25 protein-coding genes are annotated in these 26,746 nt (G+C 63.2%); 12 read left to right on the top strand and 13 right to left on the bottom strand.

Features of this window, described 5'->3' with window-relative positions:
* Positions 1-189: 189 nt before the first annotated feature.
* The 3 genes from QUH67_RS06155 to dnaG form a co-directional block, all read right to left on the bottom strand.
* Positions 190-1,692 (bottom strand): P-loop ATPase, Sll1717 family, encoded by a 1,503-nt coding sequence (locus tag QUH67_RS06155; protein ID WP_300945788.1) that lies wholly within the window; start codon positions 1,690-1,692, stop codon positions 190-192.
* Between the two features lie 3 nt (positions 1,693-1,695).
* On the bottom strand, positions 1,696-3,816 hold the full coding sequence (gene rpoD, locus QUH67_RS06150) for an RNA polymerase sigma factor RpoD (RefSeq protein ID WP_300945787.1): 2,121 nt from the start codon (positions 3,814-3,816) through the stop codon (positions 1,696-1,698).
* 390 nt (positions 3,817-4,206) lie between these two features.
* The gene (dnaG, locus tag QUH67_RS06145) at positions 4,207-6,213 is read right to left on the bottom strand and encodes a DNA primase (protein WP_300945786.1); all 2,007 of its coding nucleotides are present in this window, start codon (positions 6,211-6,213) and stop codon (positions 4,207-4,209) included.
* 281 nt (positions 6,214-6,494) lie between these two features.
* Between dnaG and QUH67_RS06140 the strand changes: the two genes are divergently transcribed.
* Both QUH67_RS06140 and ybaL read left to right on the top strand, forming a co-directional pair.
* The gene (locus QUH67_RS06140; protein ID WP_300945785.1) at positions 6,495-7,061 is read left to right on the top strand and encodes a chlorite dismutase family protein; all 567 of its coding nucleotides are present in this window, start codon (positions 6,495-6,497) and stop codon (positions 7,059-7,061) included.
* An 81-nt stretch (positions 7,062-7,142) separates the two neighbouring features.
* Positions 7,143-8,882, top strand: a complete 1,740-nt coding sequence (ybaL, locus tag QUH67_RS06135) for a YbaL family putative K(+) efflux transporter (RefSeq protein ID WP_300945784.1) — start codon at positions 7,143-7,145, stop codon at positions 8,880-8,882.
* Positions 8,883-8,917: 35 nt separating this feature from the next.
* On the opposite strand, the gene QUH67_RS06130 is transcribed toward ybaL, so the two are convergent.
* The 3 genes from QUH67_RS06130 to QUH67_RS06120 form a co-directional block, all read right to left on the bottom strand.
* Complete coding sequence (locus tag QUH67_RS06130) at positions 8,918-9,316, bottom strand: gamma-glutamylcyclotransferase family protein (protein WP_300945783.1); 399 nt, start codon at positions 9,314-9,316, stop codon at positions 8,918-8,920.
* 141 nt (positions 9,317-9,457) lie between these two features.
* Positions 9,458-10,270, bottom strand: coding sequence for a transglutaminase-like domain-containing protein (locus tag QUH67_RS06125; protein ID WP_300945782.1), 813 nt, complete (start codon positions 10,268-10,270; stop codon positions 9,458-9,460).
* 2 nt (positions 10,271-10,272) lie between these two features.
* Positions 10,273-11,184, bottom strand: coding sequence for a transglutaminase family protein (locus QUH67_RS06120; protein WP_300945781.1), 912 nt, complete (start codon positions 11,182-11,184; stop codon positions 10,273-10,275).
* Between the two features lie 114 nt (positions 11,185-11,298).
* Between QUH67_RS06120 and QUH67_RS06115 the strand changes: the two genes are divergently transcribed.
* Entirely contained in the window at positions 11,299-12,102 is an 804-nt protein-coding gene (locus QUH67_RS06115; RefSeq protein WP_300945780.1) for an N-formylglutamate amidohydrolase, read from the top strand.
* Here the strand turns inward: QUH67_RS06115 and QUH67_RS06110 are convergent.
* Together QUH67_RS06110 and QUH67_RS06105 are read right to left on the bottom strand one after the other, a co-directional pair.
* Positions 12,099-13,073, bottom strand: a complete 975-nt coding sequence (locus QUH67_RS06110; protein WP_300945779.1) for a DUF3592 domain-containing protein — start codon at positions 13,071-13,073, stop codon at positions 12,099-12,101. The genes QUH67_RS06115 and QUH67_RS06110 overlap by 4 nt on opposite strands.
* 66 nt (positions 13,074-13,139) lie before the next feature.
* Positions 13,140-13,757: a LysE family translocator gene (locus QUH67_RS06105; RefSeq protein WP_300945778.1), complete on the bottom strand. Its 618-nt coding sequence runs from the start codon at positions 13,755-13,757 to the stop codon at positions 13,140-13,142.
* A 101-nt stretch (positions 13,758-13,858) separates the two neighbouring features.
* On the opposite strand from QUH67_RS06105, the gene QUH67_RS06100 reads away from it, so the two are divergent.
* The 3 genes from QUH67_RS06100 (at position 13,859) to QUH67_RS06090 (ending at position 17,052) form a co-directional block, all read left to right on the top strand.
* Positions 13,859-14,173 carry an ArsR/SmtB family transcription factor gene (locus tag QUH67_RS06100; protein WP_300947955.1) on the top strand — a complete coding sequence of 105 codons (315 nt, stop codon included), beginning with the start codon at positions 13,859-13,861 and terminating at the stop codon, positions 14,171-14,173.
* A complete protein-coding gene (locus QUH67_RS06095) occupies positions 14,166-14,690 on the top strand; it encodes an SRPBCC family protein (RefSeq protein WP_300945777.1) in 525 nt (174 codons plus the stop codon). Before QUH67_RS06100 ends, QUH67_RS06095 begins: the two co-directional genes overlap by 8 nt.
* A gap of 133 nt (positions 14,691-14,823) precedes the next feature.
* On the top strand, positions 14,824-17,052 hold the full coding sequence (locus tag QUH67_RS06090) for an ATP-binding protein (protein ID WP_300945776.1): 2,229 nt from the start codon (positions 14,824-14,826) through the stop codon (positions 17,050-17,052).
* 24 nt (positions 17,053-17,076) lie between these two features.
* On the opposite strand, the gene QUH67_RS06085 is transcribed toward QUH67_RS06090, so the two are convergent.
* Both QUH67_RS06085 and QUH67_RS06080 read right to left on the bottom strand, forming a co-directional pair.
* Entirely contained in the window at positions 17,077-17,859 is a 783-nt protein-coding gene (locus tag QUH67_RS06085) for a DUF2189 domain-containing protein (RefSeq protein WP_300945775.1), read from the bottom strand.
* A gap of 218 nt (positions 17,860-18,077) precedes the next feature.
* Positions 18,078-19,688: an acyl-CoA synthetase gene (locus tag QUH67_RS06080; RefSeq protein WP_300945774.1), complete on the bottom strand. Its 1,611-nt coding sequence runs from the start codon at positions 19,686-19,688 to the stop codon at positions 18,078-18,080.
* Between the two features lie 223 nt (positions 19,689-19,911).
* On the opposite strand from QUH67_RS06080, the gene QUH67_RS06075 reads away from it, so the two are divergent.
* Entirely contained in the window at positions 19,912-20,229 is a 318-nt protein-coding gene (locus QUH67_RS06075; protein ID WP_300945773.1) for a hypothetical protein, read from the top strand.
* Between the two features lie 18 nt (positions 20,230-20,247).
* Here the strand turns inward: QUH67_RS06075 and QUH67_RS06070 are convergent, their stop codons facing one another.
* Both QUH67_RS06070 and QUH67_RS06065 read right to left on the bottom strand, forming a co-directional pair.
* Entirely contained in the window at positions 20,248-21,465 is a 1,218-nt protein-coding gene (locus QUH67_RS06070) for an NADH:flavin oxidoreductase/NADH oxidase (RefSeq protein WP_300945772.1), read from the bottom strand.
* Positions 21,466-21,589: 124 nt separating this feature from the next.
* Positions 21,590-22,045 carry a GatB/YqeY domain-containing protein gene (locus QUH67_RS06065; protein WP_300945771.1) on the bottom strand — a complete coding sequence of 152 codons (456 nt, stop codon included), beginning with the start codon at positions 22,043-22,045 and terminating at the stop codon, positions 21,590-21,592.
* Positions 22,046-22,322: 277 nt separating this feature from the next.
* Here QUH67_RS06065 and carA point away from each other — a divergent pair, with 277 nt between their 5' ends.
* The 4 genes from carA (at position 22,323) to QUH67_RS06045 (ending at position 25,249) form a co-directional block, all read left to right on the top strand.
* Entirely contained in the window at positions 22,323-23,513 is a 1,191-nt protein-coding gene (gene carA / locus QUH67_RS06060; RefSeq protein WP_300945770.1) for a glutamine-hydrolyzing carbamoyl-phosphate synthase small subunit, read from the top strand.
* 186 nt (positions 23,514-23,699) lie between these two features.
* On the top strand, positions 23,700-24,200 hold the full coding sequence (locus QUH67_RS06055; protein ID WP_300945769.1) for a PaaI family thioesterase: 501 nt from the start codon (positions 23,700-23,702) through the stop codon (positions 24,198-24,200).
* Between the two features lie 81 nt (positions 24,201-24,281).
* Entirely contained in the window at positions 24,282-24,815 is a 534-nt protein-coding gene (locus tag QUH67_RS06050) for a cupin domain-containing protein (RefSeq protein ID WP_300945768.1), read from the top strand.
* A gap of 35 nt (positions 24,816-24,850) precedes the next feature.
* Positions 24,851-25,249: a hypothetical protein gene (locus tag QUH67_RS06045; RefSeq protein WP_300945767.1), complete on the top strand. Its 399-nt coding sequence runs from the start codon at positions 24,851-24,853 to the stop codon at positions 25,247-25,249.
* A 107-nt stretch (positions 25,250-25,356) separates the two neighbouring features.
* Here QUH67_RS06045 and QUH67_RS06040 read toward each other — a convergent pair whose 3' ends face one another.
* Entirely contained in the window at positions 25,357-25,935 is a 579-nt protein-coding gene (locus QUH67_RS06040) for a Dps family protein (protein ID WP_407080411.1), read from the bottom strand.
* A gap of 76 nt (positions 25,936-26,011) precedes the next feature.
* Between QUH67_RS06040 and QUH67_RS06035 the strand changes: the two genes are divergently transcribed.
* Entirely contained in the window at positions 26,012-26,713 is a 702-nt protein-coding gene (locus tag QUH67_RS06035; protein ID WP_300945765.1) for a class I SAM-dependent methyltransferase, read from the top strand.
* The last annotated feature ends 33 nt before the right edge of the window (positions 26,714-26,746 follow it).

The following is a 26,746-nucleotide window of genomic DNA, read 5'->3' as shown; positions in this document are numbered from 1 at the left end:
GTGGTTTCGCGCTGATTGGACTGAATCGCCGCGCCGATCGGCGGTGGCTATGTCAAAAAATAGGACCGGCAGAGCGCCGGAAACAACCGCTCCCCGCGCCGCTGGCGATCAACAGCATCGGCCTGGTGCGCCGGAGCAAATAGCCGCGTCATCGCCCCCTACACTATGCGCGAGGAGCGGCTGCATCTCTTATTGGTCAGTTTCGGCTTTACCTTGCACCAAACCTAAATAAGGACGGTACATAAATGGCACCCAAAAACTAAGGTTTTCACGCGATCCTCGTTGCTCGAAAAAGCCGATATCTACGAGCTTTTGAGCTATCCGTTTCGTCTCGTCTTCGTTCACAGCCCAAAGACTAGAGAGGGTCACCACGCTTTGCTCCGATTTTTCACCCCGCATTTTTTCAATGTACTTTTTTTCGTCGGGGTACTCAGCATACAACATCTTAGTTGTTCGATATTCTGACAACTCTGGAAGCGCCTCTTTGAACACCGCCCGATCGAACAGCGCATTCCCATCGGGCTCTTCTTCACCACGCTCCAAACGAGCCATTTGATGCTCTACCGCCTTATTCAAAAAATATATAATCTCACGAGGCGCCGGATCATTACGAGAGTCGGTGCTGCGCTTAATGATCCAGTCCATAGTATTTGATTGCTTCTCGCCAAGCTCTATTTGGTCGGGAAACACTCGATAAAAAAAATCGCTCTGAGCATTATAGTCTTCCAATACCTGCTCTTGCTTTACAGAATAGAAGTCTAACACCTTCGGGTTGCTCAGCAAGCGCCTAACAATCAGATTTTGCAAGGAATTCTTATCCCATTTAAGCGTAATGTCGCGCGAGATATGAGTGGCCTCGCGGAATCCTCTATCCGCAATCCGCTCCCAGATATCTGTTCGCAGGAACACCTTAACGACTACATGGTCGTACTTTCGAATGTCTCGATATGCTCTGAAGAGCGCCCTCAATGCATTTTTTTCAAGCTCGGAGGATTCATCGAATGCCACGTCCAAGCGATCCAGCAGGACCCAAACCTTATGGCGCGCACCGTCAAGCGACTGATTCGCCAAATTGAAGAGCTGGTCGATAGACACGAAACCCTTCTTCTCGTTCTCAGGGGTGGTATCCTCGAAAGTGAGCTTCCCCGAGAACTTCGGCATCCCCTCGGCCGATACCTGAACTCCGCCCTCGACCGCGGACGGGTTCGAATATTTGCGTACATACGTTTGGACCAGCTTCAATATCGCGCCAAGCGTCGTTGATTTCGAAGCCAGCAGGCCGTTCTCGGAAAGCACCGTTCGCAACTGCTCAATGCTCGCCCCCTTCATACCGTAGTCATCTAACGCTCTAGCTATCAGCGTCAGAAAATACAGCTTCCAAATATTGGTAAATTCACGCTCGCTTGTTGGCGGGTCGAGCGTCAGACTTTTGAAAGCCGGATCGCCGCGAATGTGTTCCGCGGACACGAGCAGAACGTTTTTATCAAATAGATAGTCAACATAGTCTTGGATCAAGACATAGATCGCGCTCTTCCCGGCGCCTTTAGGCCCGTAGATTACGTCGATCTCGCCGCGAAGAATTTTTTGCCATGAGGAAGTCTGAACAAAGTAGTCTTTGAGGGTGTCCTTTTCTTCTTCGGCAATTTGATTGCCGAAGCTGAGGTCATGAAGGACATCCCTCTTCTTTGACATCGTTCAGTTATCCAAAAAGCTCCGCAGCTTCCGGCTTCGCGACGGATGCTTCAGCTTGCGCAGCGCCTTCGCCTCGATCTGGCGGATACGTTCGCGCGTCACCGAGAACTGCTGGCCGACTTCTTCCAGCGTGTGATCCGTATTCATGCCGATGCCGAAGCGCATGCGCAGCACGCGTTCTTCGCGGGGGGTGAGCGAGGCCAGCACGCGCGTGGTGGTCTCGCGCAAATTGGACTGGATCGCCGCGTCGATCGGGAGGATCGCGTTCTTGTCCTCGATGAAATCGCCGAGGTGTGAATCTTCCTCGTCACCGACAGGGGTTTCGAGCGAGAGCGGCTCTTTGGCGATCTTCAGGACCTTGCGGACCTTCTCCAGCGGCATGCCTAGCTTTTCGGCGAGCTCTTCCGGGGTCGGCTCGCGGCCGATCTCGTTGAGCATCTGGCGAGAGGTGCGCACGATCTTGTTGATGGTCTCGATCATGTGCACGGGGATGCGGATGGTGCGGGCCTGGTCGGCGATCGAGCGCGTGATCGCCTGCCGGATCCACCATGTCGCGTAGGTCGAGAACTTGTAGCCGCGGCGGTATTCGAATTTATCGACCGCCTTCATCAGGCCGATATTGCCTTCCTGGATCAGGTCGAGGAACTGCAGGCCGCGGTTGGTGTACTTCTTGGCGATCGAGATCACGAGGCGCAGGTTGGCCTCGACCATTTCCTTCTTGGCCTGGCGTGCCTCGCGCTCGCCCTTCTGCACGCCGTGCACGATCTTGCGGAATTCGCCGATCTCAAGCCCGGTGAGCGCCGCCAGCTGCTGGATCTCGCCGCGCAGCTCCTTGATGCGATCCTTCTCGTGATGAACGAAATTCTTCCAGCCCTTGGCGGAAAGTTTCGAGACACGGTTGAGCCAGCGCGGATCGAGCTCCGAGCCCTGGTAGTTGCGCAGGAAGTCTTCGCGCGCGACGCCGTGGCTGTCGCCGAGGCGCAGCAGGCGGCCCTCGAACGAGACCAGCTTCTTGTTGATGTCGTAGAGCTGCTCGACGAGCGAATCGATACGCGCCTGGTTCAGCCGCAGCGACTTCACCTCGACGATGATTTCGTCCTTCAGCTTCTTGTATTTGCGCTCCTGCGAGGGCGACAGCGACTCGCTCTGCAGCTGGTTGGCGATATCCTGTTCCTGCAAGCGGCGCAGCTTCTTGTATTCGGAGGCGATCTTGTCGAACGTCTCGACGACCTTCGGCTTCAGCTCGGCCTCGATGGCGGCGAGCGACATCTGGTTTTCGAACTCGTCGTCGTCCATGTCGCCGTCGGCGGCGGACTCGGCCGGGTCCTTTTCCACGGTGTCGCCACCGGGGGCCGCCGCGGGCGCGGCGCGGAACGGTGTCGGCGCGGGGGGCGCCGCGGGAGGCGCGACATGCGCGGGCGCAGCCTCGCCATTGGCGGCGGGAGCTCCCTCACCACCGGGACCGGCGATCAACGCCGGGTTCATGTTGTTCTTGGCGTCGGGGCCGGCATAGGTGGCTTCGAGATCGATGATGTCGCGAAGGAAGATCTTTCCTTCGTTGAGTTCATCGCGCCAGATGATGATGGCCTGGAAGGTCAGCGGGCTTTCGCAAAGGCCCGCGATCATCGCCTCGCGGCCGGCCTCGATGCGCTTGGCAATCGCGATTTCGCCTTCGCGCGACAGCAATTCCACCGTGCCCATTTCGCGCAGATACATGCGGACGGGATCGTCGGTGCGCTCGCCGGGCTCGGACTTCTTGACTTCGGTGACGGCCTTCTGCGTGACCTCGACAAGCTCGTTGTCGGTGTCGTCGGCGTCGTCTTCCTTTTCCTCGTCGCTGTCGGCCTCTTCGGCCTCGGAGACGTTGATGCCCATGTCGGAGAGCATCGACATGATGTCCTCGATCTGTTCGGGCGAGGTGGTGTCGGAGGGCAGCACTTCGTTGAGCTGATCGAAGGTCACGAAGCCGCGCTTCTTGGCCTGCTTGATCATCTTCTTGACCGCGGCATCGGAAAGATCGAGCAACGGCGACGGCGCGTCGGCCGAATCCTTCTCAGGGGCGTCCGCTGCCTTGTCGTCTTTTTCCTTGTCTTTAACCTGCAGCGTCTTTGCCTTGGTGGCCATTCATCAAGCTCCCGAAACGCGCTCGTGCAGGATGGCGCGCGACGCCATCCGCTCCTGAATTACTGAAGTCGTTGGCCGGATGTCTTTTGTTTGAAAAGCCAACCCGCCAGATCCTTGCCTGTGTGATCGATTCGGAAAACCGGATAGTCCGCTTTTCCCGATCACGCTCGTGCCCCTTGAATATTCGCATACGCATGACGCGCAAAGGGCGGCGCAGATGTCGCCACCCCATTAACCCGCCATCGCCGGTGTTATGCCAATAGCCCTTAGGCGCCTTATAAGTAACCTCTGGACTATTAAGCTTCGCTTAACCCTGTTTTTGCCGCCAAACCAAGGATTTGGCGAGTCTTTTTGCGGGCACGGCCGCCGCCGTCCGCATCATTTATTTCCTCAGACGCTCTTTCGGAACCGGCCCGAAAGCTCGCCGAACCCCTCGATCAGGGCTTCGGTACCGTCGATCGACTCCAGGCGGGCGCTGACGTCCTTCAGCCATGCCATGTTGGCCTCGGTGGGCTCATCGCCCAGCGCCAGCTCGGCGTCCTTCCTCTCCCTAAGTAAGGCATGTGTTTTCTGATGCAAGACAACGAGTTGCTGCCATGTGGCCAAAACGTCTTCCCGCGCCGCGCCGGGCTTGGCGGCCCATACCGCCGAGGTCGTAATCGCCCGCTCAACCCTTTGAAGAATATCAGTTAATCCGCGAGCCTCGAGATCGGCCCGCATTTTCTCGGCCTGCTCCTCGACATCCGGGGAATGGTGATGGTCGTTGGCGAAGGCCGCAATTATGGCGGCGCGGAGCTTGGTGGCTTCGGGATGGGCCAGTTCCAGCATCGCCACCTCCTCCAGATGATCGTGCAACAGCCATGGGTGGTTAATGAGAGATTGCAGGATCAACGCCTCGCGGCGGGACATCGCGCTGCGCTGGCCGCGCATGATCGGGCTGGTCGCGAGCTGAGGGCTGGCGGCCTGGTAGGGACCGGGCGCGATCGACGGGGCTGCCCCCGCCCCCGGCCCGCGGCTGCCGCCCCGGGCGGCGAATCGGCCGGCCGCAGCCGGTCCGCGCGGGGTGAATGCGCGGGGTGATTCGCTCCGTCCGCCCCGGAAATTGCCCCGGCCGTAGCCGCCGCCCTGGGGCGCAAAGGCGCGCTGCAGGCGATCGGCGAGATTATCGCGGTAATGCCGGCGCACCACCTCGTCGCGGATGCCCTTGGAGAGTTCGTTGATGCGCGCCTCCAGCGCCGCGCGCCGCTCGGGCGTTGCAAAGCTGCCGCCCTCGACCTCGCGCGACCACAGCATGTCGGACAGCGGCCGCGCGGCCGAGATCACTTCCTCGATCGCAACCCGGCCGCCGGAGCGCGCGAGATCATCAGGGTCCTGCCCTTCGGGCAGCAGCGCAAAGCGCAGGCTCTTGCCCGGCAGCAGCGCGGGCAGCGCGAGATCCGCGGCGCGATACGCCGCCTTCTGGCCGGCGCGGTCGCCGTCGAAACACAGGATCGGCTCGTCCGCCATCTTCCACAGCAGCGCGAGCTGGTTTTCGGTCAACGCCGTGCCGAGCGGCGCCACCGCGCCGGCAAATCCCGCGGTGACCATGGCGATGACGTCGACATAGCCTTCCACCACGATGAGCGGCGAGCCGTCATGCGCGGCCCTCCGCGCGGTCGCGAGGTTGTAGAGGTTGTCGCCCTTGTGAAACAGCGGCGTTTCCGGCGAGTTCAGGTATTTGGCCGGAACCTCCTTCTCCAGCGCACGGCCGCCGAAGGCGATGACGCGGCCCCGCGCATCCGTGATCGGAAACATCACGCGGTCGCGGAAACGATCATAGGGGACGGGAATGTCGTCGCCGCCGACCAAAAGCCCCGCCTCCACCATGTCCTCGGTGGAAATGCCCTGCGCGCCGAGGTGCTCTTTCAATGCAAACCGATCCGGCAGCGCATAGCCGAGGCGAAACTGCAGCTGCGTTTGCGGGGTGATGCTGCGATCGCCGAGATAGCCGCGCGCCTTGGCGCCGTTGCGCGAGGCCAGCGTATCGGCAAAGAATTTGGCGGCCAGTTCCATGACGTCATGCAGCGTCTTGCGGCGCTGCTCATGCCGCGCGGCGTCGGGGGTGGCCACCGGCAGCGCCATGCCGGCCATCGAAGCCAGCCGCTCGACGGCTTCGGGGAACGACACGCCCTCCGTTTTCATGACAAAATCGAAGATGTTTCCGTTCAGGCCGGACGAGAAGTCGAACCAGGCCTGCTTCTCATCGTTGACAAAGAAGGACGGCGTCTTCTCCTGCTGGAAAGGCGACAGCCCCTTGTACTCGCGCCCCGCCTTCTTCAGCTTGACGCGGCGGCCCACAACTTCCGAGGCCGGAAGCCGCTCGCGAAGCTCTTCGAGGAATTGGGGCGTGAAGCGCATGGGTTGAGTGTGTGCCTGAGTCGGGGCGGATGCCAACCGATGATGGATATAGGGATGCTCGACCCGAAAGCGATGTTTATCGCGATTCTCGCCGCTATTCACAGCCCTCGGTCATTCCGGGGCGTGCGACGCACGAACCCGGAATCCAACTATCAGCCACTACGCGGCCCGTTGAATTCCGGGTTCGTCCTGCGGACGCCCCGGAATGACGGACGGAATGACCGACGGAATGACGGCAGTAGGACTTGAATCCCGTCCGGTTCCGCGCTTCCATCCCCGCCATGTTTACGATTTTCAGGGGCGGCCAGAGCGGGGCCTGGCGGGTGACGAGGTTTGTGCCGGTCAAGGGCGCGACGCTGGTGCGGACGCCGGCGCTGTCGACAGTTTCCTCGTCCTCGATCGCGCTGCCAATCATGCCCGCGCTGACTTCCTGGCGGCTGGCCGGCGTCGCCAGCCATGTCCGCTATACCGAGCGCCCTGAGAAGGACCAGCTCGTTGCCGTGCAGGCCAAGCTTGGCCGCCCCGAGGCGACCTGCGCCGCGCTGATCCCGATCAAGAAATCGGCGGCCTGGTGGGAGCTGACGCAGGAAGAGCGTCGGCAGATTTTTGAGGACAAGTCGCAGCACATCGCCGCCAGCATGAAATATTTGCCCGCGATTGCGCGGCAGCTCTATCACAGCCGCGACCTCGGCGAACCCTTCGACTTCCTGACCTGGTTCGAATACGAGCCCGCACAGGCGGAGGCGTTCGAGGAACTGGTCGGCATGCTGCGCGCGACGGAGGAATGGAACTACGTCGACCGCGAGATGGATATCCGCGTCGAGCGCGAAAGGCTGGATGCGGCCTGACGAAAGCGCCTCACTTGGTCGCAGGGTGTGCAGGCATCGCCATGGCAGACTGTGTGGAATGGAAACCACACGGAATCAGGAATGCCGCACGACACGCCTCTCATCGCCACCATCGTCGCCGGCCTGGGACTGGCCTTCGTGTTCGGAGCACTCGCCCAGCGCTTTCGGATCCCGCCGCTGGTCGGCTATCTCCTGGCGGGCGTGGCGGTCGGACCCTTTACGCCGGGCTTTGTTGCCGATCAGCCGCTGGCGACCGAACTGGCCGAGATCGGCGTCATCCTGCTGATGTTCGGCGTCGGACTGCACTTCTCGTTGAATGACCTGCTGTCGGTGCGCGCGATTGCGCTGCCGGGGGCCGTCGTCCAGATCATCGTCGCCAGCCTGCTGGGACTCGGCCTCGCGCTGTTGATGGGATGGTCGGTCGGCGCCGGTCTCGTCTTCGGGCTTGCGCTGTCGGTCGCCAGCACCGTGGTGCTGCTCCGCGCCATGCAGGAGCGCCGGCTGATGGAAACCGAGCGGGGTCGCATCGCGGTCGGCTGGCTGATCGTCGAAGACCTCGCGATGGTGCTGACGCTGGTGCTGCTGCCGGCGCTGGCCGGCATGCTCGGCGCAAACGGCAATGCGGTTGCCGCCGACCCGCTCGCGTCATGGCTTGGTCTCGGCGTCGGCGGCGTGCTGCTGCTCACCATCGCCAAGGTCGCCGTCTTTGTCGGCACCATGCTGGTCGTGGGGCGGCGTGTCATTCCCTGGATATTGCACTACATCGCCCACACCGGATCGCGGGAGTTGTTCCGCCTCGCCGTGCTGGCCATCGCGCTGACGGTGGCGTTCGGATCGGCAAAGCTGTTCGGCGTTTCGCTGGCGCTCGGCGCATTCTTTGCGGGCATGATCCTCAGCGAAAGCGCGCTCAGTCAGCGGGCGGCGCAGGAAACCTTGCCGTTGCGCGATGCCTTTGCCGTGCTGTTCTTCGTCTCGGTCGGCATGCTGTTCGATCCGGCCAGCGTGCTGCGCGAGCCGTGGCCGTTGCTCGCCACGCTGTTCATCATCATCATCGGCAAGTCGGTGGCGGCGTACCTGATTGTGCTGGCGTTTCGTCATCCACCGGGCACGGCGCTGACGATCTCGGCCAGTCTCGCGCAGATCGGCGAATTTTCGTTTATACTTGCCGAGCTCGGGGTGAACCTGAACCTTCTGCCGACGGCGGGACGCGACCTCATCCTGGCGGGCGCCATCCTCTCGATCCTGCTCAATCCGCTGATCTTTGCGGCGGCCGATCGGCTGTCCCGACGCCTCGAGCCTTCGACCGGCCGCGACGAGGTGGACAGCATGCAGGCGGGAAAGGTTGTCTCGCCCGCGCCATCGTCCGCTTCGCTTGAAGCGACAAGTCTGACAGGCCATACGATCCTGGTTGGCCATGGACGCGTCGGCAGCATTGTCGCCGATGCCTTGAAGAAGAGCGATCAGCCGTTTCTCATCATCGAGGATACAGACGCGGTCACGGCGCAGCTTCGCGAGAGAAATCTCGAGACCATCACCGGAAACGCCGCGCGTTCCGACGTGCTGAAAGCCGCCAATCTCGCGGGCGCGCAGTATCTGCTGGTGGCGATACCGGAAGCGTTCGAAGCCGGGCAGATCGTGCAACAGGCCCGTGCCGCCAATCCAAAAATCCAGATCATCGCCCGCGCGCATTCGGACGCCGAAGTCGAGCATCTGAAGTCGCTGGGCGCGGACCTGATCATCATGGGCGAGCGCGAAATTGCGCTCGGCATCATTCAGAATCTGTTCGAGTGGCAGTCGCGGCGCACGGCGGCGCAAGGCTAATTTTTTGCGGCATCACCGCAACATCGGCAGCAGGTCTACATCTCCAGAAACTTCCCCGAGGCGATCTGCGGCAGGCTGGTGACCGGCCAGTTGTAGACATAGGTCCAGGCCTCGCCGGCCGTGCCGTCTTCATGCGTCAGCGGCAGCATGCGGCGGATGTATTCGGTCGGCTCCGGGAAACCTTCGCCGCAGGCTTCATACATGTCGAACTCGCCGAGCAGCGCGTCGCGGTCACGCAGGCGGTACAGTTCGCCGAACACGAGGTCGGCGGGATCGTCCGAGAGCACGAGCCCCGGGTAGTGCTTGATGAGGTAGAGCCGGCCGCGGCAGGTGGCGGCACCCAAAAAATCCGCACTGCGCGACAGCAGTTGCGCCATCGGATGGTCGAAGCCACGCATCAGCGTGCCGTAGACGAAGAGACGGTCTGAAATCATGGATGTTCTATGTCATTGCGAGCCCAGCGACGCAATCCTTGGCGCGGCAGGCGGAGGCATGGGTTGCTTCCACCTTCGCTCTTCGAGCTACGGCGAACAAGTCGTCGCTCCGCTCCTCGCAATGATGTAGTGCACAGCCACCTAGGCCGGCACGACCTCATCGCTGATCACCAGAAACTTCACCAGATCCATCCGCCCGAAGCTCGTGGTCAGCGCCACATCGGCGGCGTCGCGGCCGGTGCCCATCAGGATGCGGCCGGCCCGGGGGACGTTGTGGCGCGCGTCGAACGTGTACCACTGGCCGGACAGGTAGACCTGGAACCAGCCGGAAAAATCCATCGGCGCGGGATCGCGGGGCACGCCGATGTCGCCGAGATAGCCGGTGCAATAGCGCGCCGGGATGTTCATGCAGCGGCAGAAGGTCAGCGCCAGGTGCGCAAAGTCGCGGCAGACGCCGGCGCGCTGTTCGTAGACGTCGTGCGCCGACTTCATGTGATGGGCGTGCTGGTAGCCGAAGGTGACGTGGTTGTGCACGAAGTCGACGATCGCCTGCACCCGCGCCCATCCCGGCGGGGTGCCGCCGAACAGCGACCAGGCGATATCGGTCAGCTTGTCGGTCTCGCAATAGCGGCTCGGCATCAAGTATTGCAGGACCTCGTCGGGCAACTGATCGATCGGCAATTGCTGCGCGGTGGGCATCACGACGTCGGGCAGCCCGGAATCGCGTACCAGCGCGTCGCCGCGCAGCGTCACGCCGCCGGCCGGCGCGACGAGACGGCCGCAAACATTGCCGAAACTGTCGCGGTAGAAACCGATCGGCACGTTTGGTTCAGCCACGATCCGTTCGGTCCCCACAATGTCCGAAAAGCGCGACGGATGGATCGACAGCATGATCACCATCGGCGTCGGCTGCACCGCCGCATATGAAATTTCGAAGCCGACTCTGATTTCCATGTTCAGACCTTCTCCGCCTGCGGCGCTTCGGGTTGCGGTTCGCCGGTCGAGACGACGTTGATGTTCACCTCCATGCCGGCGAAAGCGTCGGGTGAACCGAGATAGGTGCCGTGCAGCGGGATGGCCTGGCGCGGATCGCGCGCCACCGCCACGCGGATCAGGTCGCGGCTGCCGACGATGCCGTTGGTCGGATCGAACTCGATCCAGCCCGCGCTCGGAAGATAGACCTGCACCCACGCATGGGTCGAGCCGCCGCCGACATAGCCATGGGCCCGGTCGCCGGGAATGAAGACGTATCCCGAGACGAAACGCGCGGCGATGCCGAGCCGGCGCAGCGCCTCGATCATGAACAGCGCATAGTCGCGACAGGTGCCCGAGCCGGTCTGCAGCGTATCGAGCGGATGCTGGGTGCCCTGCTCGTGGCGCTTGCGATAGGTGAAGGATTCGCGGATGCCATGCGTCATGCCGCTCAGGATGTTGAAGGTCGGCGTCGGCCCCTCGACGTCGAGGAAATTTCGTGCCCAGGCCGACAGCTCGCCATTGGGGTCGCCATATTGCGGCAACACGAACTGCTGCAGGTCGGGAAACTCTTCATCGTCGTATAGGAACGGATAGAAGTAGGCCGGATCATCCGGCGTGAGCGCGAACTCATTCTCCGGATTGTGTTCCACCGTCACCGTCGAGGTGAACGACAGGGCGTTGGCGCGCTCGTCAAAGGTCGCAATCGCCACGCTGTTGCCGAACACGTCGTGGATCCAGCGCAGGCGCATCGGCTGCGGCGCGATATCGAGCCTGCTGGACAGCACCCGCAGATCATGGCCGTCGCGCGGGCGCAGCATGATCCGGTGCTCACCAAACGCCACCGGGCGGTCGTAGCGATAAACGGTCTTGTGGTTGATGGTCAGGAGCGGCATCGTCAAACAATCATCGATTCTGGTACGTTCAATCTAGGTCGAACCCTGCTAGGTACCCTGCTTATTTGTAGATCGGAATGCCGCTTCGATAGGCACCAGTTCAAGGAAAATGCTTTGGCCGCCGCCGCCGACACATCACTACTCCTCAAGCCCGAGGAGGTTCCTCCGGCCCGCGAATTCAATGCCGAGGGACGCTCGCCCTTCCTGCTGACCTGCGACCATTACGGCCGGCTGATCCCGCAGGTCCTCGGCGACCTCGGCCTCCCCGAGAGCGAACTGGTGCGGCACATCGCCTGGGACATCGGCATTGCCGGCGTCGCGGAGGCGCTCTCGAAACATCTCGACGCCCATCTGATCGCGCAGCGGTACTCACGGCTTGTGATCGACTGCAACCGCCCGCCGAATGTCGCCAGCTCCATCCCGCGCATCAGCGAGGCGACGACGATTTCAGGCAACGAAGGCATTTCGCGCGAGGCCGCGGCGACGCGGCGCGCACAGATCTTCGATCCCTACCACCGCCGCATCGACGAGATCATCGACCAGCGCGGCAGCGCGGGCCTGCCGACGGTGCTGGTGTCGCTACACAGCTTTACCCCCATCTATGCCGGCATCGCGCGGCCCTGGCATATCGGCACGCTCTATCATCGCGACACCCATCTGCCGCCGCTGCTGCTGAAGCTGCTGCGCGCCGAGGGCGACCTCGTGGTCGGCGACAACGAGCCCTATGCGGTCAGCGACGAGACCGATTACACGATCCCCGTGCATGGCGAAGCGCGCGGGCTGATGAACACGGGAATCGAGATTCGCCAGGATTTGATCTCGGACCGGGCGGGCGAGCAGGCGTGGGCGGATCGGCTGGCGCGGATTTTGGGCGAGATCGAAACCATGCTTCGCGCCCAGCAGTTGCTGCCCGCCTAGCCGTGCACCGCGGCGTAATACGCGACGCCCCAGATAAACGCGACGGACGCCCAGATGATCCAGATGTGGCTGACGCGAGGCTCCAGCACGGCGTCCGACGGATCAAGCGGATTGACGTACACCTGGACTTTGGCGCCGGTGGGATATTTTCGGGCAAAGCGCTGCATCAGAGCCCTCGACGTCGACGAGACGGTGCCGCTGAGGCTGGCGTGCTCGCTGACATACTCGATGTCTTTGAAGCGATACGCGAAAGAAACCTTGGACTGAAACGTGAGCTGGCTGCGTCCGGAAGATTCCGACGGCGCGGACATGAATTGTTCGAGGCCCGATGATCTGATGGTGCCAGGCACCACCGGCCATTTCCTTGCCAACGAAGCCCGGCGTTGTAGCGCCAGCCCGAACAGAGCAATCAGAAGTCCGAACGCGCCCATGGCGACGACAAACGGCGACACTTTTGGGTTCACGAGATGCGTCGCGGCGATCTCCGTCAGCTGATGCAACCCGATCGCCGAGCCGAACACGATCGACAGCACGATCGCCGTACCGATGCCGAGGCAGCCCCACATGCCCTTCGGCAGATCACGCTCCAGCACCGCCTGGTCGGGATGCAGCGGGTTGTAATAGACGGTGACAGCGGCGCCGACCGGATATTTCGCGATGGTTTCAGCGACCTGGAAATTTCCACGGTCCTCGCCGATGCTGACTCTGTTGTTGCGCAGCTTGCGGCCTGCGACGGAATATTCGTAGACGATATCGGCGAAGTTGCGTTCCTCGAAGCGATGCCCCTCTGCCCGGTCGCTGTCGATCACCTTGACCTTGCGAACCTCGGTCTTGGACACCACCACCTTGCCCGCGGTCGAGGGCCATTCGCGCGCAGCGCGCACCTGCAGCGACTTGTAGCAGGCGATGCCGAGCAGCAGCCCGAGCGGGGCAAGCAGTATCGCGTAGGCGAACCACGGCAGATCGGGCATGAAGCTTCCCCCAGACGGCGCTGAATTAGACGCGCCGCCGCCCGTGCCGGTTCAACGGCCGCGAGGTCACCTCGCCCGTGTCAGCGCCAGCCAGATGCCGCCGCCGATCATGAAGCCGCCGGAGATGCGCGACAGCAGCCGCGTCCGCTCCTTCGAAAAGAACAGCCGCGCACGGCCGGCGAGCAGCGCATAGACCGCATCGGTCGAGGCGGCGATCACCATGAAGGTCACGCCGAGCAGCGCGACCTGGGGCAAATGCGGCTTGTCCATGTCCATGAACTGCGGAATGAACGCGCCGAAGAACACCAGCACCTTGGGGTTCGAGAGCAGGACCAGAAAGCCCTGCAGGAAGAAACCGCCGCGCGGCGGCGGTGGCGACGCGTCGGCATCGAGGTCTTCGACCGGCGCGCGGACCAGCTTGATGCCGAGCCAGATCAGGTAGGCCGCGCCGGCAAAGCGCACCCAGTCGAACCAGTAACCCATGGTCGCCATCAGCGAGGTCAGGCCGATCGCGACGATGCCGATCACGATGGCAAGCCCGGTCTGCGCGCCGGCGCAGTTGATCAGCGCCGCGCGGGTGCCGTGCCGCAGGCCGTTGGCAATCAGCAGCGTCACCACCGGACCCGGCAACAGCGCCAGCGCGATGCAGGCGGCAACAAAGGCGAAATAGGCTTGAAGCGACATGAGGAGCGAACCCGGCTTGAAGGAGGATTGCCGCACTATGCATGGCGGCACGGAAAACGCCAATTGACACGCAACTTTTTGGTTGCCTATTATTCAAGGCCATGGATGAGGTCTTTAAAGCGCTTGCCGATGCGTCGCGGCGCTCGCTGCTGGACAGGCTTCACGTGAGGAACGGACAGACGCTGAATGAACTCTGCGACGGTCTCGCCATGACGCGGCAGGCGGTGACAAAGCACCTTGGAATTCTCGAAGCGGCGAGTCTCGTCACCACGCTCAGGCATGGCCGCGAGAAGCTGCACTACATCAACCCGGTGCCGATCCATCAGATCGGCGAACGCTGGATCAGGAAATTCGAGCGCGGCAAACTCGTCGCGCTCAGCGAGTTGAAACGGAAATTGGAGAAGCGTGATGAGTAGGACGATCAACCCCGGCGATTTCAAGCCTGCCATCGTCTATACCATCTACATCGCCGCGCCGCCCGAGAAGGTGTGGCAGGCGCTGACGAGCGCCGAGTTCAGCCGGCACTATTTTTCCGGTCTTGCCGTCGAGGCCGACCTGAAAGTCGGCGGCGCCTTCAGCGTCCGCGCGCCTGACGGCTCGGTGCATATCGGCGGCGAAGTCATCGAATGCGATCCGCCGAAGCGCCTCACCGTGACCTGGAACCTGAACTGGCCGGCGCTGGTGGAGAAACTCGGGCCGACGCTCGTCACCTACGAGATCGAGCCCGCCGGCGAAACGGTGAGGCTGACGATGCTGCAATCGCACGACCGCGAGATCAGCGACGACATCCTGTCCGGCGGGCGCAGCGGCTGGCCCGCGATCCTGTCGAGCCTGAAGAGCCTCCTGGAAACCGGCCAGGCGCTGACGATCAAGATGGCGCCGCCGGAGCGAATGCTGGCCGCGCTGAAGGAAATGGGCATCGGTACGCCGTAGCGCCTTTCCTCGCGAGTGGACTTACGCCTGCTCAGGAGATATTCCAGCACGAGGATACAAATTCGGCTTCGCCGGCAGATTGCAGACGCCGCTGATAACGAAGTCGCCACTTCGAGCGCGGAACGACGCACCGATGAGCCTGCGCACGCGGCTACTGATCCTGGTTATTGCCGCGATGCTGGTGCCGGCGATTTTGGTCGGGCTCAGATTTGCGCAGAACCGCACCAGCGAGATCGACGAGGCGGTCGCCGGCCTGTCGGCCTCCGCCAACGATATCTCCAACGATCTCGACGAGAAAATCCAGGGCACGGCGCAGCTTCACTACGGTCTTGCCCGCGCCCGCGACCTCGATACGCGGGACAAGGCGGCGTGTTCGGACTTCCTGTCGGCCGTTCGCGAGGAATACACCCGCTTCACCGGCATATTGACCATCACCCCCGAAGGTAGCCTGTTCTGCGACTCGCTGCGCACCGATCGCACGCTCGATCTGCGCGACCGGACCTATTTCAGGCAGGCGCTGGCGGCTCACGGCACCGTCACGCTCGAGCCGGTGTTCGGCCGGCTGACGGGGACCTCCGTGTTGCAGATCGCCTATCCGGTTCGTTCGGAAGCCGGCGAACTGAAGTTCATCCTGCTGGCCTCGTTCAATCTGAAAAAATTCGCCGAGGGCCACGAAAGACGCCTGTCCAACGAAAACGAAATCCTGCTCGTCGACAGGAAGGGCATAGTGCTCGTCGCGCCCGAGGGCGCGGGCTGGGTCGAGCCGGCCGGCAGTTCGATCGCAGACACCGGGCTCTTTCGATTTGCGGCATCAGCGGGGCGCGAGCCCTCCCGCGAGGTCACCGGGCGCGATGGCCAGGTGCGTGTCTGGGCCGTCGCGCGCACGCCCGCGCTGCGCGATGCCGGACTTTACATCATGGTCGGACGGGCCAAGGACGGACTCGTCGCCGCGGCCAACCGCCGCCTCTATGAGGATATGACGATCCTTGCGGTGGCCTTGCTGCTGCTCCTCGCGGGCGTCTGGATTTTGGCCACGATAAGCATCGGCCGCCAGGTAGGCCGCCTCGCGGCGATGGCGACCACGCTCGGGTTCGGCGACCTGAAGGCGCGCATCGCCCCGCCCTATCCGCGTGGCGAACTGGGCGGGCTGATGAAGTTGCTCAACGGCACGGCCGAATCGCTCGAGCGACAGCGCGCCGCGATCGATGAGCTCAACCAGAAGCTCACGCAAGCCCAGAAGATGGAAGCGATGGGCCAGCTCACCGGCGGCGTGGCGCATGACTTCAACAACCTGCTGACCGTGATCCTCGGCAACGCGGAGCACCTCGCCGAACAGCTCGCGACCGACATGGAACTGCGCGGCATCGCCGAGAGCATCGCGACCGCCGCCGAGCGCGGATCGGACCTCACGCGAAGCCTGCTCGCCTTCGCGCGCAAGCAGCCCCTGATGCCGCAGGACATCGACATCGGCCAGAAGATTGCCGGCATGGAGCCGCTGCTGCGCCGGACGCTGGGCGAGCAGGTCGACTGCGAATTGCAGCTCGGCCAAGATCTGTGGCGGGCCAGCGTCGATCCTGGCCAGTTGGCCTCCGCGCTGCTCAATCTCGTGCTGAACGCGCGCGACGCCATGCCGTCGGGCGGCAAGCTGGGAGTCGATGTGCGCAATATGCCGCTCGGCGACGCCGATCTCGACGTCAGCGGCGAGGCGCGGCCCGGGGATTACGTCATGGTCGCCGTGACCGACACCGGCAACGGCATGACCGCGGAAGTCGCACGGCGGGCGTTCGAACCGTTCTTCACGACCAAGGAAGTCGGCAAGGGCACCGGACTGGGCCTCAGCATGGTGTACGGATTCGCCCGGCAATCCGGCGGCATGATGCAGATACGGTCCGAGCCCGGACAGGGCACCGTCGTCAGGCTGTACTTTCCCCGCATCCGGCCGCCACGCGCCGGCGCCGCCCCCACTGTTCTGCGGCGGCAAGCGACCACCGGCAGCGAAACCATTCTCGCGGTCGAGGACGACGACATGGTGCGCAGTTATGTCGAGGGCGAGCTGAGGGCGCTCGGCTATCGCGTCATCATCGCGCGCAACGCGCCCGCGGCGCTCGACATCCTGCGCGGGCCGGAGAGCATCCATCTTTTGTTCACCGATATCGTGATGCCCGGCGGCATGTTCGGTACCGACCTTGCCGGTGAAGCCGCCCGCCTGCGGCCCGGACTGAAGATCCTGCTGACCTCCGGCCACCACGAGCATCCCATCAGTGCCACCGACGGAACCGGCCGCGCCGTGCATGTCCTGAACAAGCCCTACCGCCGGCACGAGCTGGCATCGACGCTGCGTGCGGCCCTGAACGCCGACTGACCACTACCCGACTTGCCTTCGCCGCTATTCGCCAGGCAGCGGCGCGATGATCCGGCGATAAAGATGCCAGGTGGTGTGGCCGAGCACCGGCAGCGTCACCACGAGGCCCAGGAAGTACGGCATCGCGGAAACCGCGAGCAGGATCACGATCAACGCCGCCCAGCCGATCATCGGCAGCGGACTTGCCACCACGGAGCGGACGCTCGTGATCATTGCGGTGACGAAATCGACGTCGCGGTCGAGCAGCAGCGGAAACGACACCACCGTGAGCGAGAACAGGATCAGCGACAGCGCCGCGCCGACCGCGTTGCCGATCGCGAGAAACAGCAGCCCCTCATTGGTGGTCAACACCACGGTGATGAATTCCTGCAGGCTGCCGAAGGAGGCGTTGAGCCCGAGCAATAGCGCGATCAGGAGCCGCACCTGGTACATCCAGACCACGAACAAAAACAGCGTGACGAAAGCCATCCAGCCGATCTCGCTGCGCGTCCGCACCGTGGCCCAGATCACGCCCAGCGAGACCGGCAGCCCCGCCTCGCGCCGGCGGCTGACCTCGTAGAGCCCGATCGCGACGAACGGGCCGATCAGCGCAAAACCGGCGGCGAGCGGATAGGCCAGGTAGATCATGCGGAACGCGGTCAGGCAGAGCAGGATTGCAATCCCGCCAGCGGCATAAAACGCGCCGAACGTGAGCCCGTAGAGCGGCACGGCCTGAAAATCCCGCAGCCCCTGGCCCAGCGCCTCCGCGATATCGGCCGCCGTAATGCGCCGCACCACCGGATCGGCCTTGCCGGAAACCGATGCCATACACCCCTCCCATTGATCTGAGACGCATTGAGACAGCGCGGTGCGGGGGATGTGTTGATCTCGGTCAATTTCAGCCCGCGGTCGTCCCTGCGAATGTAAGGGACCCCTACGCCGCGGCCGTCATTGTTGGAAAAGACAGATTGACCGGCGGAGCCAAATAATTTCCGCCGGTGGTTAAGGGTCCCGGCGTTCGCCGGGACGACTGCGGAGAGAGTGCCCTATCCCAGCGCCCGCAATTCCCTTCGCAGCACCTTGCCCGTCGCGGTCATCGGCAGCGTATCGGTGAACTGCACGAAGCGCGGATATTCGTGGGCGGCGAGTTGCACTTTCACGAACTCCTGGATCTCGCGCGCCAGCGCATCGCTCGCGGCAAAGCCCGGGCGCAGCACGATCCAGGCCTTGATCGACTCGGTTCGGATCGGATCGGGAATGCCGACCACCGCCGACATCGCCACCGCCGGATGCTTCATCAGCGTGTGCTCGATCTCGGAGGGGCCGACGCGATAGCCGGCCGTGGTGATGACGTCGTCCTCGCGGCTGACGTACCAGAAATAGCCGTCCTCATCCTGCATGCCGAGGTCCCCGGTCAACAGAAACTCGCCGGCGTATTTCTTCGCGGTCGCGTCCGGGTTCTTCCAATATTCGATCATCGTGCACGGGCACGGCTGGCGCACGCCGATGATGCCGCGCTGACCGCGCGGCAGTTCCTCGCCTCTGTCGTTGACGATGCGGACGTCGAAACCCGGCGTCGCCTTTCCCATCGAACCGGGACGGATCGGAAACAGGTTCGAATTGCTGCCGATCACGAGGTTGCATTCGGTCTGTCCGAACACTTCATGCGCATCGATGCCGAAGGTTTCGCGCACCCAGCCGTGCAACTCGCCGCCGAGCGATTCACCGCCGGTAAAAATGCTGCGCAGCTTCAGGCCGGGATTCTTCACGCCGGCCTGCCGCATCAGTTTCAGCGCGGTCGGCGGCAGGAAGGTGTTGCGGATCGAAAGCTCCGCCATCATTTGCATCGCCGCCTGCGGCTCGAACTTGCGCGCCCGGTGGCCGACCAGCGGAACGCCGTGATACCAGAACGCCAGCAGGGCGTTGATCAGCCCGCCGATCCAGGCCCAGTCGGCCGGCGTCCACATCAGATCACCCGGCCTGGGCAGGAAGTCGTGGCACATCTCGACATTCGGCAGATGGCCGAGCACCACGCGATGGGCGTGCAGCGCACCCTTTGGATTTCCGGTGGTGCCGGAGGTGTAGATGATCAGGGCGGGATCGTCGCAGGAGGTGTCGACGGTCGCGAAATCCGGCGACGCCGCCTGCAGCGAAGACCAAAACGATTTCGTGCCGGCCGGCGCGCGACCGCCGATCACGTAGACGTTCTGCAGCGCCGGGAGGCGGTCGCGGATCTTTGCCAGCTTCTCCCAACCGCTCTCGTCAGTGACGATCGCTTTCGCTTCCGAATTCGACAAGCGGAATTCCAGCGCGTCCTCGCCGAACAAGGCAAACAGCGGGATCGAGATCATGGCCGAACGAAACGCCGCCAGATGCGCGATCGGCAGTTCCAGCGACTGCGACAGGAACACCGCGACGCGGTCGCCGCGCGCAAGACCGTCGGCCTTCAGCACATTGGCAAAGCGGCGCGAATGCTCCGCGACTTCGTCGAACGAAGTGCGCGTGGTCGCGCCGTCCTCATCGACATAGATCAGCGCCAGGCGGCCGGAACCATCCGCATGACGATCGCAGCACGCCGTCGCCATGTTGAAGCGCGCAGGTATATCCCAGCGAAAGTTGCGATAGAGCTCGTCGTAGGTGGCGGCTTCGGTGAGCATGCTGGCGGCCCGTATCCCTGGAGGAGACCCCGGAGAGGTCCCGGCAACAATGTGGCCGATCGTTGATCGAAATCAAATTCGATTTTTTGAGTGCGCCCTATTTTAGGACCGCGTCGCGCTGTGGCCTTCGCAGTTTCCGGCGTCGGTGGCCTGGGTTTTCACCGGCAGCCATGTTTAATCGACCGCCTGCTGCGCGGTCGCGATCGGGCGAAACATTGACGATATGACAAAGCCTATCTCCGACCGGGCAGAAGTCGCCCTCGAATATCCCGACAAGTTCTACAGCGGCACGTTCGAACGCTCATCTCGTTTCGACGCCTCGGTGGACGCCACCGGCGTATTGCTGGTTCTGGAACGTCCAGGTTCGGAGGACGTACGCAAATCCGTCCACATCCACATCAACTACGGCTTGCTTGCCGACATCGTCGCACAGCTCAGCTCGCAGGCGTCGAAGATCCCCGCCGACGAAATCCATCGCGACCAACTCGAGAACGCGGTCTCCCAGTTCCATCGCGCCTTGCAAGCTGGTCGGAAACGATAGCCCTCACATCCCTGCCATTCATTTGGCCGGCGAATTGGCCCCTGCGCGTCGCGTGACGGCCCCGACCGGCGTGGCGAACCCTTCCATGGTTCGAATCCGCTTTTCGAGCCACCAGCCATATTCCGCCGCCCAATCCTCGAACTTCCGGTTGATCCCGAGATCATGGGCCCAGTGATGGGCGATGTTGGGGTTGAACTGGGATTGCCGCCCGACCGCGATCAGGTCGGCCTGCTTGTTCTGCAAAATCGCTTCGGCTTGCTCGGCTTCGAGGATGATGCCGACCGCCATCGTCGGGATGTCCACTTCCTTGCGAACGCGCTCAGCGTAAGGCACCTGGAAGCCGAGACCGCGCGGCACCTGCGCCGCCGTCGCCGAGCCGGAAATGCCGCCGGAGGAACAGTCGATCGCGTCGACGCCGCGGGCCTTCAGCTCGCGCGCAAAGGCCACCGTGTCGCCCATGTTCCAGCCGTCCCTGGCGCCGTCGACCGAGGAGACCCGCACGAACAGCGGCATGCCATCCGGCATCTCGCGCCGCACCGCCTCGACGATGTCGAGCGGCAGGCGCATGCGGCCCTTGAGATCGCCGCCATATTCGTCGTTGCGCGTGTTGGAAACCGGCGAGAGGAACGACGCCAGCAGATAGCCGTGCGCGGTGTGAACCTCGATCGCATCGAAGCCGGCGGCAACCGCGTTGCGGGCGGCCTTTGCCCAGGTGCCGACCATCGCCCGGCACTCCTCAGTGGTGAGCTGGCGCGGGGTGAGCCATCCCTCCGCAACCGGCTCGCTGGTCGGCCCCACCGGCTGCCACACTTTGGCGCCGGCCTTGATCTGCTCCGGCGTGAGCGGCCCCATGCCGTCCATCGCCCGTTGCGACGACGATTTGCGGCCGCCATGCGCGAGCTGAATGCCGATCGCGGTGTTCTCGCCCTTCATGAAGGCGATCAGCGGCTTGAAGCTCTCGATCTGCGCGTCGTTCCAGATGCCGAGGTCATGCTCGTTGATCAGGCCGATTTCCTCGACCCCGGTGGCCTCGACAAACACCATGCCGAATCCGCCGAGTGCATAGCGGCCAAGATGCACATTGTGAAAGATGCCGCAGGTGCTGCCGGGCCCGGCGCGATAATGCACCATCGGCGGAACGACCAGACGGTTCTTCAGCGTCAGGTCGCGAATCCTGAATGGCTGAAACAGCAGAGGACGTGTCGCGTCAGGGGTTTCGGCAGCGGAAGCGGACATGGAATTGCCTGTCGAATGGGGGGCGGAGCTTTCGCAAACGATTCCCCATTTCAACCGACAGGTCCAGTCGCCCCCCGCGACGGACCGGCGCCGGCAAACGCATGCCTGCAGCCCCGGCGTGGGCTCAGCCCGCCAGCGCGGCCTTCACCATTCCGCTGGCCTTGCCGAAATCCATCTGGCCGGCGAATTTTGCGCGCAGCACGCCGATCACCTTGCCCATGTCCTTCATCCCGGCGGCGCCGGTCTCGGCGATCGCGGCCGATATCGCCGCCTTCACCTCGTCCTCGGACATCTGCTTCGGCAGATAGGCCGAGATGATCGCGATCTCCTCGCGCTCCTGCGCGGCGAGCTCGGCGCGGCCGCCCTTGTCGTAGAGTTCGACCGATTCCTGGCGCTGCTTGATCATCTTCTGCAGCACGCCGAGCACGTCGGCATCGGCAAGCGGCGGCTTGCCCTGCCCGCGCGCCTCGATGTCGGCGTTCTTGAGGGTCGAATTGACCATGCGCAGCGTGGAGAGCTTTCGCTCCTCTTTGGCCTTCATGGCCTCCTTGACCGCGTTGTTGATGTCGTCGCGCAGCATGGTCGCCTCACTGGGATCGTGTCGCTGAAAGGGCCCTCGGTATGGCGCGTCTATACAGGGGACGGGCAAACCGCGCCACCGGCTTGCGGAGGTATCGGCCGGCGGCCGGCACGGCAGGAACGGACGAGCACGGCTGGAATTGGCAGCTGCAGGCCACAGTTTCGGGCGAATTTGCCGGAACCGGCGGCCAAGCATGCGGTAAACGCATGTGAATCTCCCCCTTTTCCGGCCTTCCGGCTTTGACGCGCGGGGGTGCTTGAGACTATGAAGTGCGCTCATGACCACATCAGATAATTCCTCAGCCTGGCCGGACCATAAACCGACCGCGCTCCTCGTGCTTGCCGACGGTACCGTGCTGGAAGGCTTTGGCCTCGGCGCAGAGGGCCACGCCGTCGGCGAGGTCTGCTTCAACACCGCGATGACCGGCTATGAGGAGATCCTCACCGATCCCTCCTATGCCGGGCAGCTCATTACCTTCACCTTCCCGCATATCGGCAATGTCGGCACCAACGACGAAGATATCGAGACGGTGAACATGGCGGCGACGCCGGGTGCGCGCGGCGTAATCCTGCGCTCGGCGATTACCGACCCCTCGAACTACCGCGCCACAAAGCATCTCGACCAGTGGCTGCGCGCCCGCGGCATCATCGGCCTTTCCGGCATCGATACCCGCGCGCTGACCGCGCTGATCCGCACCAAGGGCATGCCGAACGCGGTGATCGCCCACGCCAAAAACGGCGAGTTCGACCTGCACGGTTTGAAGGAAGAGGCGCGCGAATGGCCCGGCCTCGAAGGCATGGACTTGGTGCCGATGGTCACATCAGCCCAGCGCTTCACCTGGGACGAGACGCCATGGGCCTGGGACAAGGGCTTTGGCCGACAGAGCGATCCAGAGTTCAACGTGGTCGCGATCGACTACGGCATCAAGCGCAACATTTTGCGGCTGCTGGCCGGTGAAGGCTGCAAGGTCACGGTGGTGCCGGCAACGACCTCGGCCGAAGACATTCTGGCGATGAAGCCGGACGGCGTGTTTCTCTCCAACGGACCGGGCGATCCGGCCGCGACGGGCAAGTACGCCGTGCCGGTGATCCAGCAGGTGATCGCATCGGGGACGCCGACCTTCGGCATCTGCCTCGGTCACCAGATGCTCGGCCTCGCCGTCGGCGCCAGGACCATGAAGATGCACCAGGGCCATCACGGCGCCAACCATCCGGTCAAGGACGAGACCACCGGCAAGGTGGAGATCACCTCGATGAACCACGGCTTTGCGGTGGACCAGGCGACCCTGCCGGAGAACGCCACGCAGACCCACATCTCGCTGTTCGACGGCTCCAATTGCGGCATCGAGCTCAAGGGCAAGCCGGTATTTTCCGTGCAGTACCACCCCGAAGCTTCGCCGGGCCCGCGCGACTCGCACTACCTCTTCAAGCGGTTCGCCGAACTGATGCGGGCGAACAAGCGGGCGTAGCCGCTCCTTTCGACTGGCTCCTTCGTCATGCCCGGGCTTGTCCCGGGCATCCGCGTTCTTGACGGTATCGCCACAGCGAAGACGTGGAAGGCCGGGACAAGCCCCCGGCCATGACGGGAATTTGCCGCACTGGTGTTCAATTCGATCACATCATATGATGATCATAATTGAACAAAGGACGCTGCCATGGACGACAAACCCTCTGCCCGTACCGTCGAATACGGCGTGACGCCGACGCATGTGATGGCCTCGATGTCCGGCCTCGATTTCGTCCGTGCCATTTTTGAGGGCAAGCTGCCGGCGCCGCCGATCATGCAGAACGTCGAGCCGTTCGATTCCACCGCCGAGACCGGCCATGTGGTGTTTCACAGCGTGCCGGGTTTCCGGCATTACAACCCGATCGGCTCGGTTCACGGCGGCTATGCCGCGATCCTGCTGGATTCCGCGATGGGGCTTGCGGTTCACACCGCGCTGCCGGCCGGCAGCGGCTACACCACGCTGGAATTCAAGATCTCCTTCATCAAGGGCATGACGCAAGATACCGGCCCGGTCCGCAGCGAGGGCAAGACGCTCAGCGTCGGCCGCCGCGCCGCCACCGCCGAGGCGCGCATCACCGACGCCAAGGGCCGGCTGCTCGCGCATGCGACGACGACGTGCCTGGTTTTCGAAATCCCGAAGGGAACGTGAGGCACAGAAGAGGGTTTGAGATGATAGTGTCGTAGGATAGGTCGAGCGAAGAGACACCATTCGACGATCTCGGGAAACATCATGTCCGTCGTCAACACCGACATCGAACCCCTCGCCCTCGTCTTCCAGGATGATGGCCTCGTGCCCAACAATTCGATGCCGTTCCTCGTCTACCAGGGCGCGGTGGATGTTGCGAACGACCACCCGGAAAAGACCATCGAGGGATTGTTCGGCGCCAATGGCTGGGGCGCGATGTGGCGCAACGGCGTTTATGACTATACGCACTACCACGCCACCGTGCATGAGGTGCTCGGCGTCGCCCGTGGGCATGCGCGCGTGCAGTTCGGCGGCGACCATGGCAAGGCGCTGGATATCGCAGCCGGCGACGTTGCCATCCTGCCGGCGGGAACCGGCCACCGGTTGATATCGGCGAGTCCCGATTTCTGCGTGGTCGGCGCCTATCCGCCAGGACCGCCGATGCAGATCACACGCCCGACGCCGGAAAATCACGCCAAGGCGCTGAGGACCATCCCGGAAGTGAAGCTGCCGCAAACCGATCCGGTCAGGGGCGCGGACGGCCCCCTTGTCAGACTGTGGAAGAGAGACGCGCGATAAAGCGATGTGCCCGTCAGCCGCGGCGAGCAATCGGCGTGATCGTGTTGGCTGAATCCGTTGCTTCCCCCTCAGCCGAAGACAGCCGCATCGCGGCGACCCGCGCAACGAAAAGTCCGATGACCAGATTTGCCCGTTCCGTCTCCAGCCTGTCGCGGATCGCGCCGTTCCGCTCGGTCGCGCACATGGTCTGGATGCAAGTGAGGGTATGGGACAATGAATTGACCACCGCCATAATCGGCTCCATGGCCGGCGGCGCCGTCTGCGGTTCCTGCACGGCTTCGGCCTGCGGGACCCTGAATTCAATTATTTTATGCATTCGCTCGTTTCCAAATCAGAACAGCCAGCAGCGCACGGAATGGTTGCATTCACACCGTTCTGCGCGAAAACAACCGGGCGGCTTTCATGATAGCGAAGCCTCGGACAAGCTCGCTTAAATTGATTATCGGAATCTTGCAGCACACCCTAAAGACGCGCGCTTTTTGCGCGCATCTTTGTCGCAGCCGCGCCGCCGGGGCGCGAGTCCTCGTCTCCCGCCCGGCCGTTACGCCGCGTTGTCGCCTTCCTGACGGCTGGCTTCGAACAGGAACCAGGTTCGCCGCTCGGTCTCGTCGATGAACTGTTCGAGCAGGCTCGCAGTGCCCCTGTCCTCGTTGTCGTCGGCGAGCTTGTGCGCCTTGCGCATCGCCGCCGCCATGTTCTTGTTGTCTTCCATGAGTTCGCGCAGCATCTCGCGGGGCGGCACGTAGTCCTCGTTGTTGTCCTGGATGGTCTGCAATTTGGCGATCTGGCCGATCGAGCGCAGCGTGATGCCGCCGAGCTTGCGCACGCGTTCGGCGAGCTGGTCGGTGGTGGCAAAGATCGCTTCCGACTGCTCGTCCAGCAGCAGGTGATAGTCGCGGAAATGCCGTCCGCTGACATGCCAGTGGAAGTTCTTGGTCTTCAGGTAGAGCGCAAAGGCGTCCGCCAGCAGGACGTTGAGCGAGGCCGAAATCTTCTCGACGGCGGCCGGCGCCAGGTCGGTCGGCGTGTCGAGATCGGGCGATACCTTGGCGGATTTGTTGTTGGTTTTGCTCACGTTGCACCTTCCTGTTAGGAACCGGAGATTGACGGCGGTGGACATTGGCCGCCGGACGACCTAACGCATCACTTTCAGGCTGGTTCCGCCGCCGGAACCACCCTTTGCCGGGCGCGCGCGCATGGACGATTGGATCGACTATTACGATTCCACGCATACGATCTATGCGAGCAAGCTGCATCGCGACCTGCATTTCCAGATCATTGCGCGCGACATCATCGGCTACATCTCCTCGCCCGACGCCGTCGTGCTGGACTATGCCTGCGGCGAGGCGTTGTCCGCCGCCAAGGTGGCCGATGCCTGTGCCAAGCTCTATCTGGCCGAACCCGCTCCCGGCGTCCGCGGCCGGCTGATCGCGCGCTTTGCGCCGAACACCAAGATCCGCGTCCGCTCGCTCGATGATCTCCGGAAGATGGACGACGCGGTCGATCTCGTCATCATGAACTCGGTGGCGCAATACATGACGCCGGAAGAGCTGGATACAGCGTTCGCCGTGGTTCGCCGGCTGTTGAAGCCCGCTGGCCGCCTCGTGCTGGGCGACATTCTGCGGCCCGACGTCGGCATGGCCAGGGACGTGCTGGCCCTGTTGAAATTCGCGCGCGCCCATGGCTTCCTGAAAGACGCCCTCTACGGGCTGGCGAGCACCGCGCTGTCGGACTATCGGCAACTGCGCACCCGCGTCGGACTGCAGCGCTACGGCGAAAACGAAATGATCGAGAAGCTCGCCCGGGCCGGCTTCTCCGCCGTGCGCGCGCCGCAGAATATCGGGCACAATCCATGGCGGATGACCTTCGTTGCCCGCCACGCCCTGCAGCTCGGCTGATTCCGGTCTGAGCTTGTTAACCCTACGGCGCGG

The sequence above is a fragment of the Bradyrhizobium roseum genome, from assembly GCF_030413175.1.
GTDB lineage: Bacteria > Pseudomonadota > Alphaproteobacteria > Rhizobiales > Xanthobacteraceae > Bradyrhizobium > Bradyrhizobium roseum.
This window is presented reverse-complemented; position numbering and strand designations above follow the sequence as displayed.

What these genes read in the sequence shown, in the direction of transcription:
- carA (WP_300945770.1), top strand. Translation starts at nt 22,323, where the DNA reads ATGACCACATCAGATAATTCCTCAGCCTGGCCGGACCATAAACCGACC.
- QUH67_RS06100 (WP_300947955.1), top strand. Translation starts at nt 13,859, where the DNA reads ATGGATGAGGTCTTTAAAGCGCTTGCCGATGCGTCGCGGCGCTCGCTG.
- QUH67_RS06105 (WP_300945778.1), bottom strand. Translation starts at nt 13,757, where the DNA reads ATGTCGCTTCAAGCCTATTTCGCCTTTGTTGCCGCCTGCATCGCGCTG.
- QUH67_RS06040 (WP_407080411.1), bottom strand. Translation starts at nt 25,935, where the DNA reads ATGTCCACCGCCGTCAATCTCCGGTTCCTAACAGGAAGGTGCAACGTG.
- QUH67_RS06130 (WP_300945783.1), bottom strand. Translation starts at nt 9,316, where the DNA reads ATGATTTCAGACCGTCTCTTCGTCTACGGCACGCTGATGCGTGGCTTC.
- QUH67_RS06080 (WP_300945774.1), bottom strand. Translation starts at nt 19,688, where the DNA reads ATGCTCACCGAAGCCGCCACCTACGACGAGCTCTATCGCAACTTTCGC.
- QUH67_RS06050 (WP_300945768.1), top strand. Translation starts at nt 24,282, where the DNA reads ATGTCCGTCGTCAACACCGACATCGAACCCCTCGCCCTCGTCTTCCAG.
- QUH67_RS06125 (WP_300945782.1), bottom strand. Translation starts at nt 10,270, where the DNA reads ATGGAAATCAGAGTCGGCTTCGAAATTTCATATGCGGCGGTGCAGCCG.
- QUH67_RS06085 (WP_300945775.1), bottom strand. Translation starts at nt 17,859, where the DNA reads ATGGCATCGGTTTCCGGCAAGGCCGATCCGGTGGTGCGGCGCATTACG.
- QUH67_RS06120 (WP_300945781.1), bottom strand. Translation starts at nt 11,184, where the DNA reads ATGCCGCTCCTGACCATCAACCACAAGACCGTTTATCGCTACGACCGC.
- QUH67_RS06095 (WP_300945777.1), top strand. Translation starts at nt 14,166, where the DNA reads ATGAGTAGGACGATCAACCCCGGCGATTTCAAGCCTGCCATCGTCTAT.
- QUH67_RS06140 (WP_300945785.1), top strand. Translation starts at nt 6,495, where the DNA reads ATGTTTACGATTTTCAGGGGCGGCCAGAGCGGGGCCTGGCGGGTGACG.
- QUH67_RS06035 (WP_300945765.1), top strand. Translation starts at nt 26,012, where the DNA reads ATGGACGATTGGATCGACTATTACGATTCCACGCATACGATCTATGCG.
- rpoD (WP_300945787.1), bottom strand. Translation starts at nt 3,816, where the DNA reads ATGGCCACCAAGGCAAAGACGCTGCAGGTTAAAGACAAGGAAAAAGAC.
- QUH67_RS06070 (WP_300945772.1), bottom strand. Translation starts at nt 21,465, where the DNA reads ATGTCCGCTTCCGCTGCCGAAACCCCTGACGCGACACGTCCTCTGCTG.
- QUH67_RS06090 (WP_300945776.1), top strand. Translation starts at nt 14,824, where the DNA reads ATGAGCCTGCGCACGCGGCTACTGATCCTGGTTATTGCCGCGATGCTG.
- QUH67_RS06110 (WP_300945779.1), bottom strand. Translation starts at nt 13,073, where the DNA reads ATGCCCGATCTGCCGTGGTTCGCCTACGCGATACTGCTTGCCCCGCTC.
- ybaL (WP_300945784.1), top strand. Translation starts at nt 7,143, where the DNA reads ATGCCGCACGACACGCCTCTCATCGCCACCATCGTCGCCGGCCTGGGA.
- dnaG (WP_300945786.1), bottom strand. Translation starts at nt 6,213, where the DNA reads ATGCGCTTCACGCCCCAATTCCTCGAAGAGCTTCGCGAGCGGCTTCCG.
- QUH67_RS06065 (WP_300945771.1), bottom strand. Translation starts at nt 22,045, where the DNA reads ATGCTGCGCGACGACATCAACAACGCGGTCAAGGAGGCCATGAAGGCC.
- QUH67_RS06075 (WP_300945773.1), top strand. Translation starts at nt 19,912, where the DNA reads ATGACAAAGCCTATCTCCGACCGGGCAGAAGTCGCCCTCGAATATCCC.
- QUH67_RS06155 (WP_300945788.1), bottom strand. Translation starts at nt 1,692, where the DNA reads ATGTCAAAGAAGAGGGATGTCCTTCATGACCTCAGCTTCGGCAATCAA.
- QUH67_RS06055 (WP_300945769.1), top strand. Translation starts at nt 23,700, where the DNA reads ATGGACGACAAACCCTCTGCCCGTACCGTCGAATACGGCGTGACGCCG.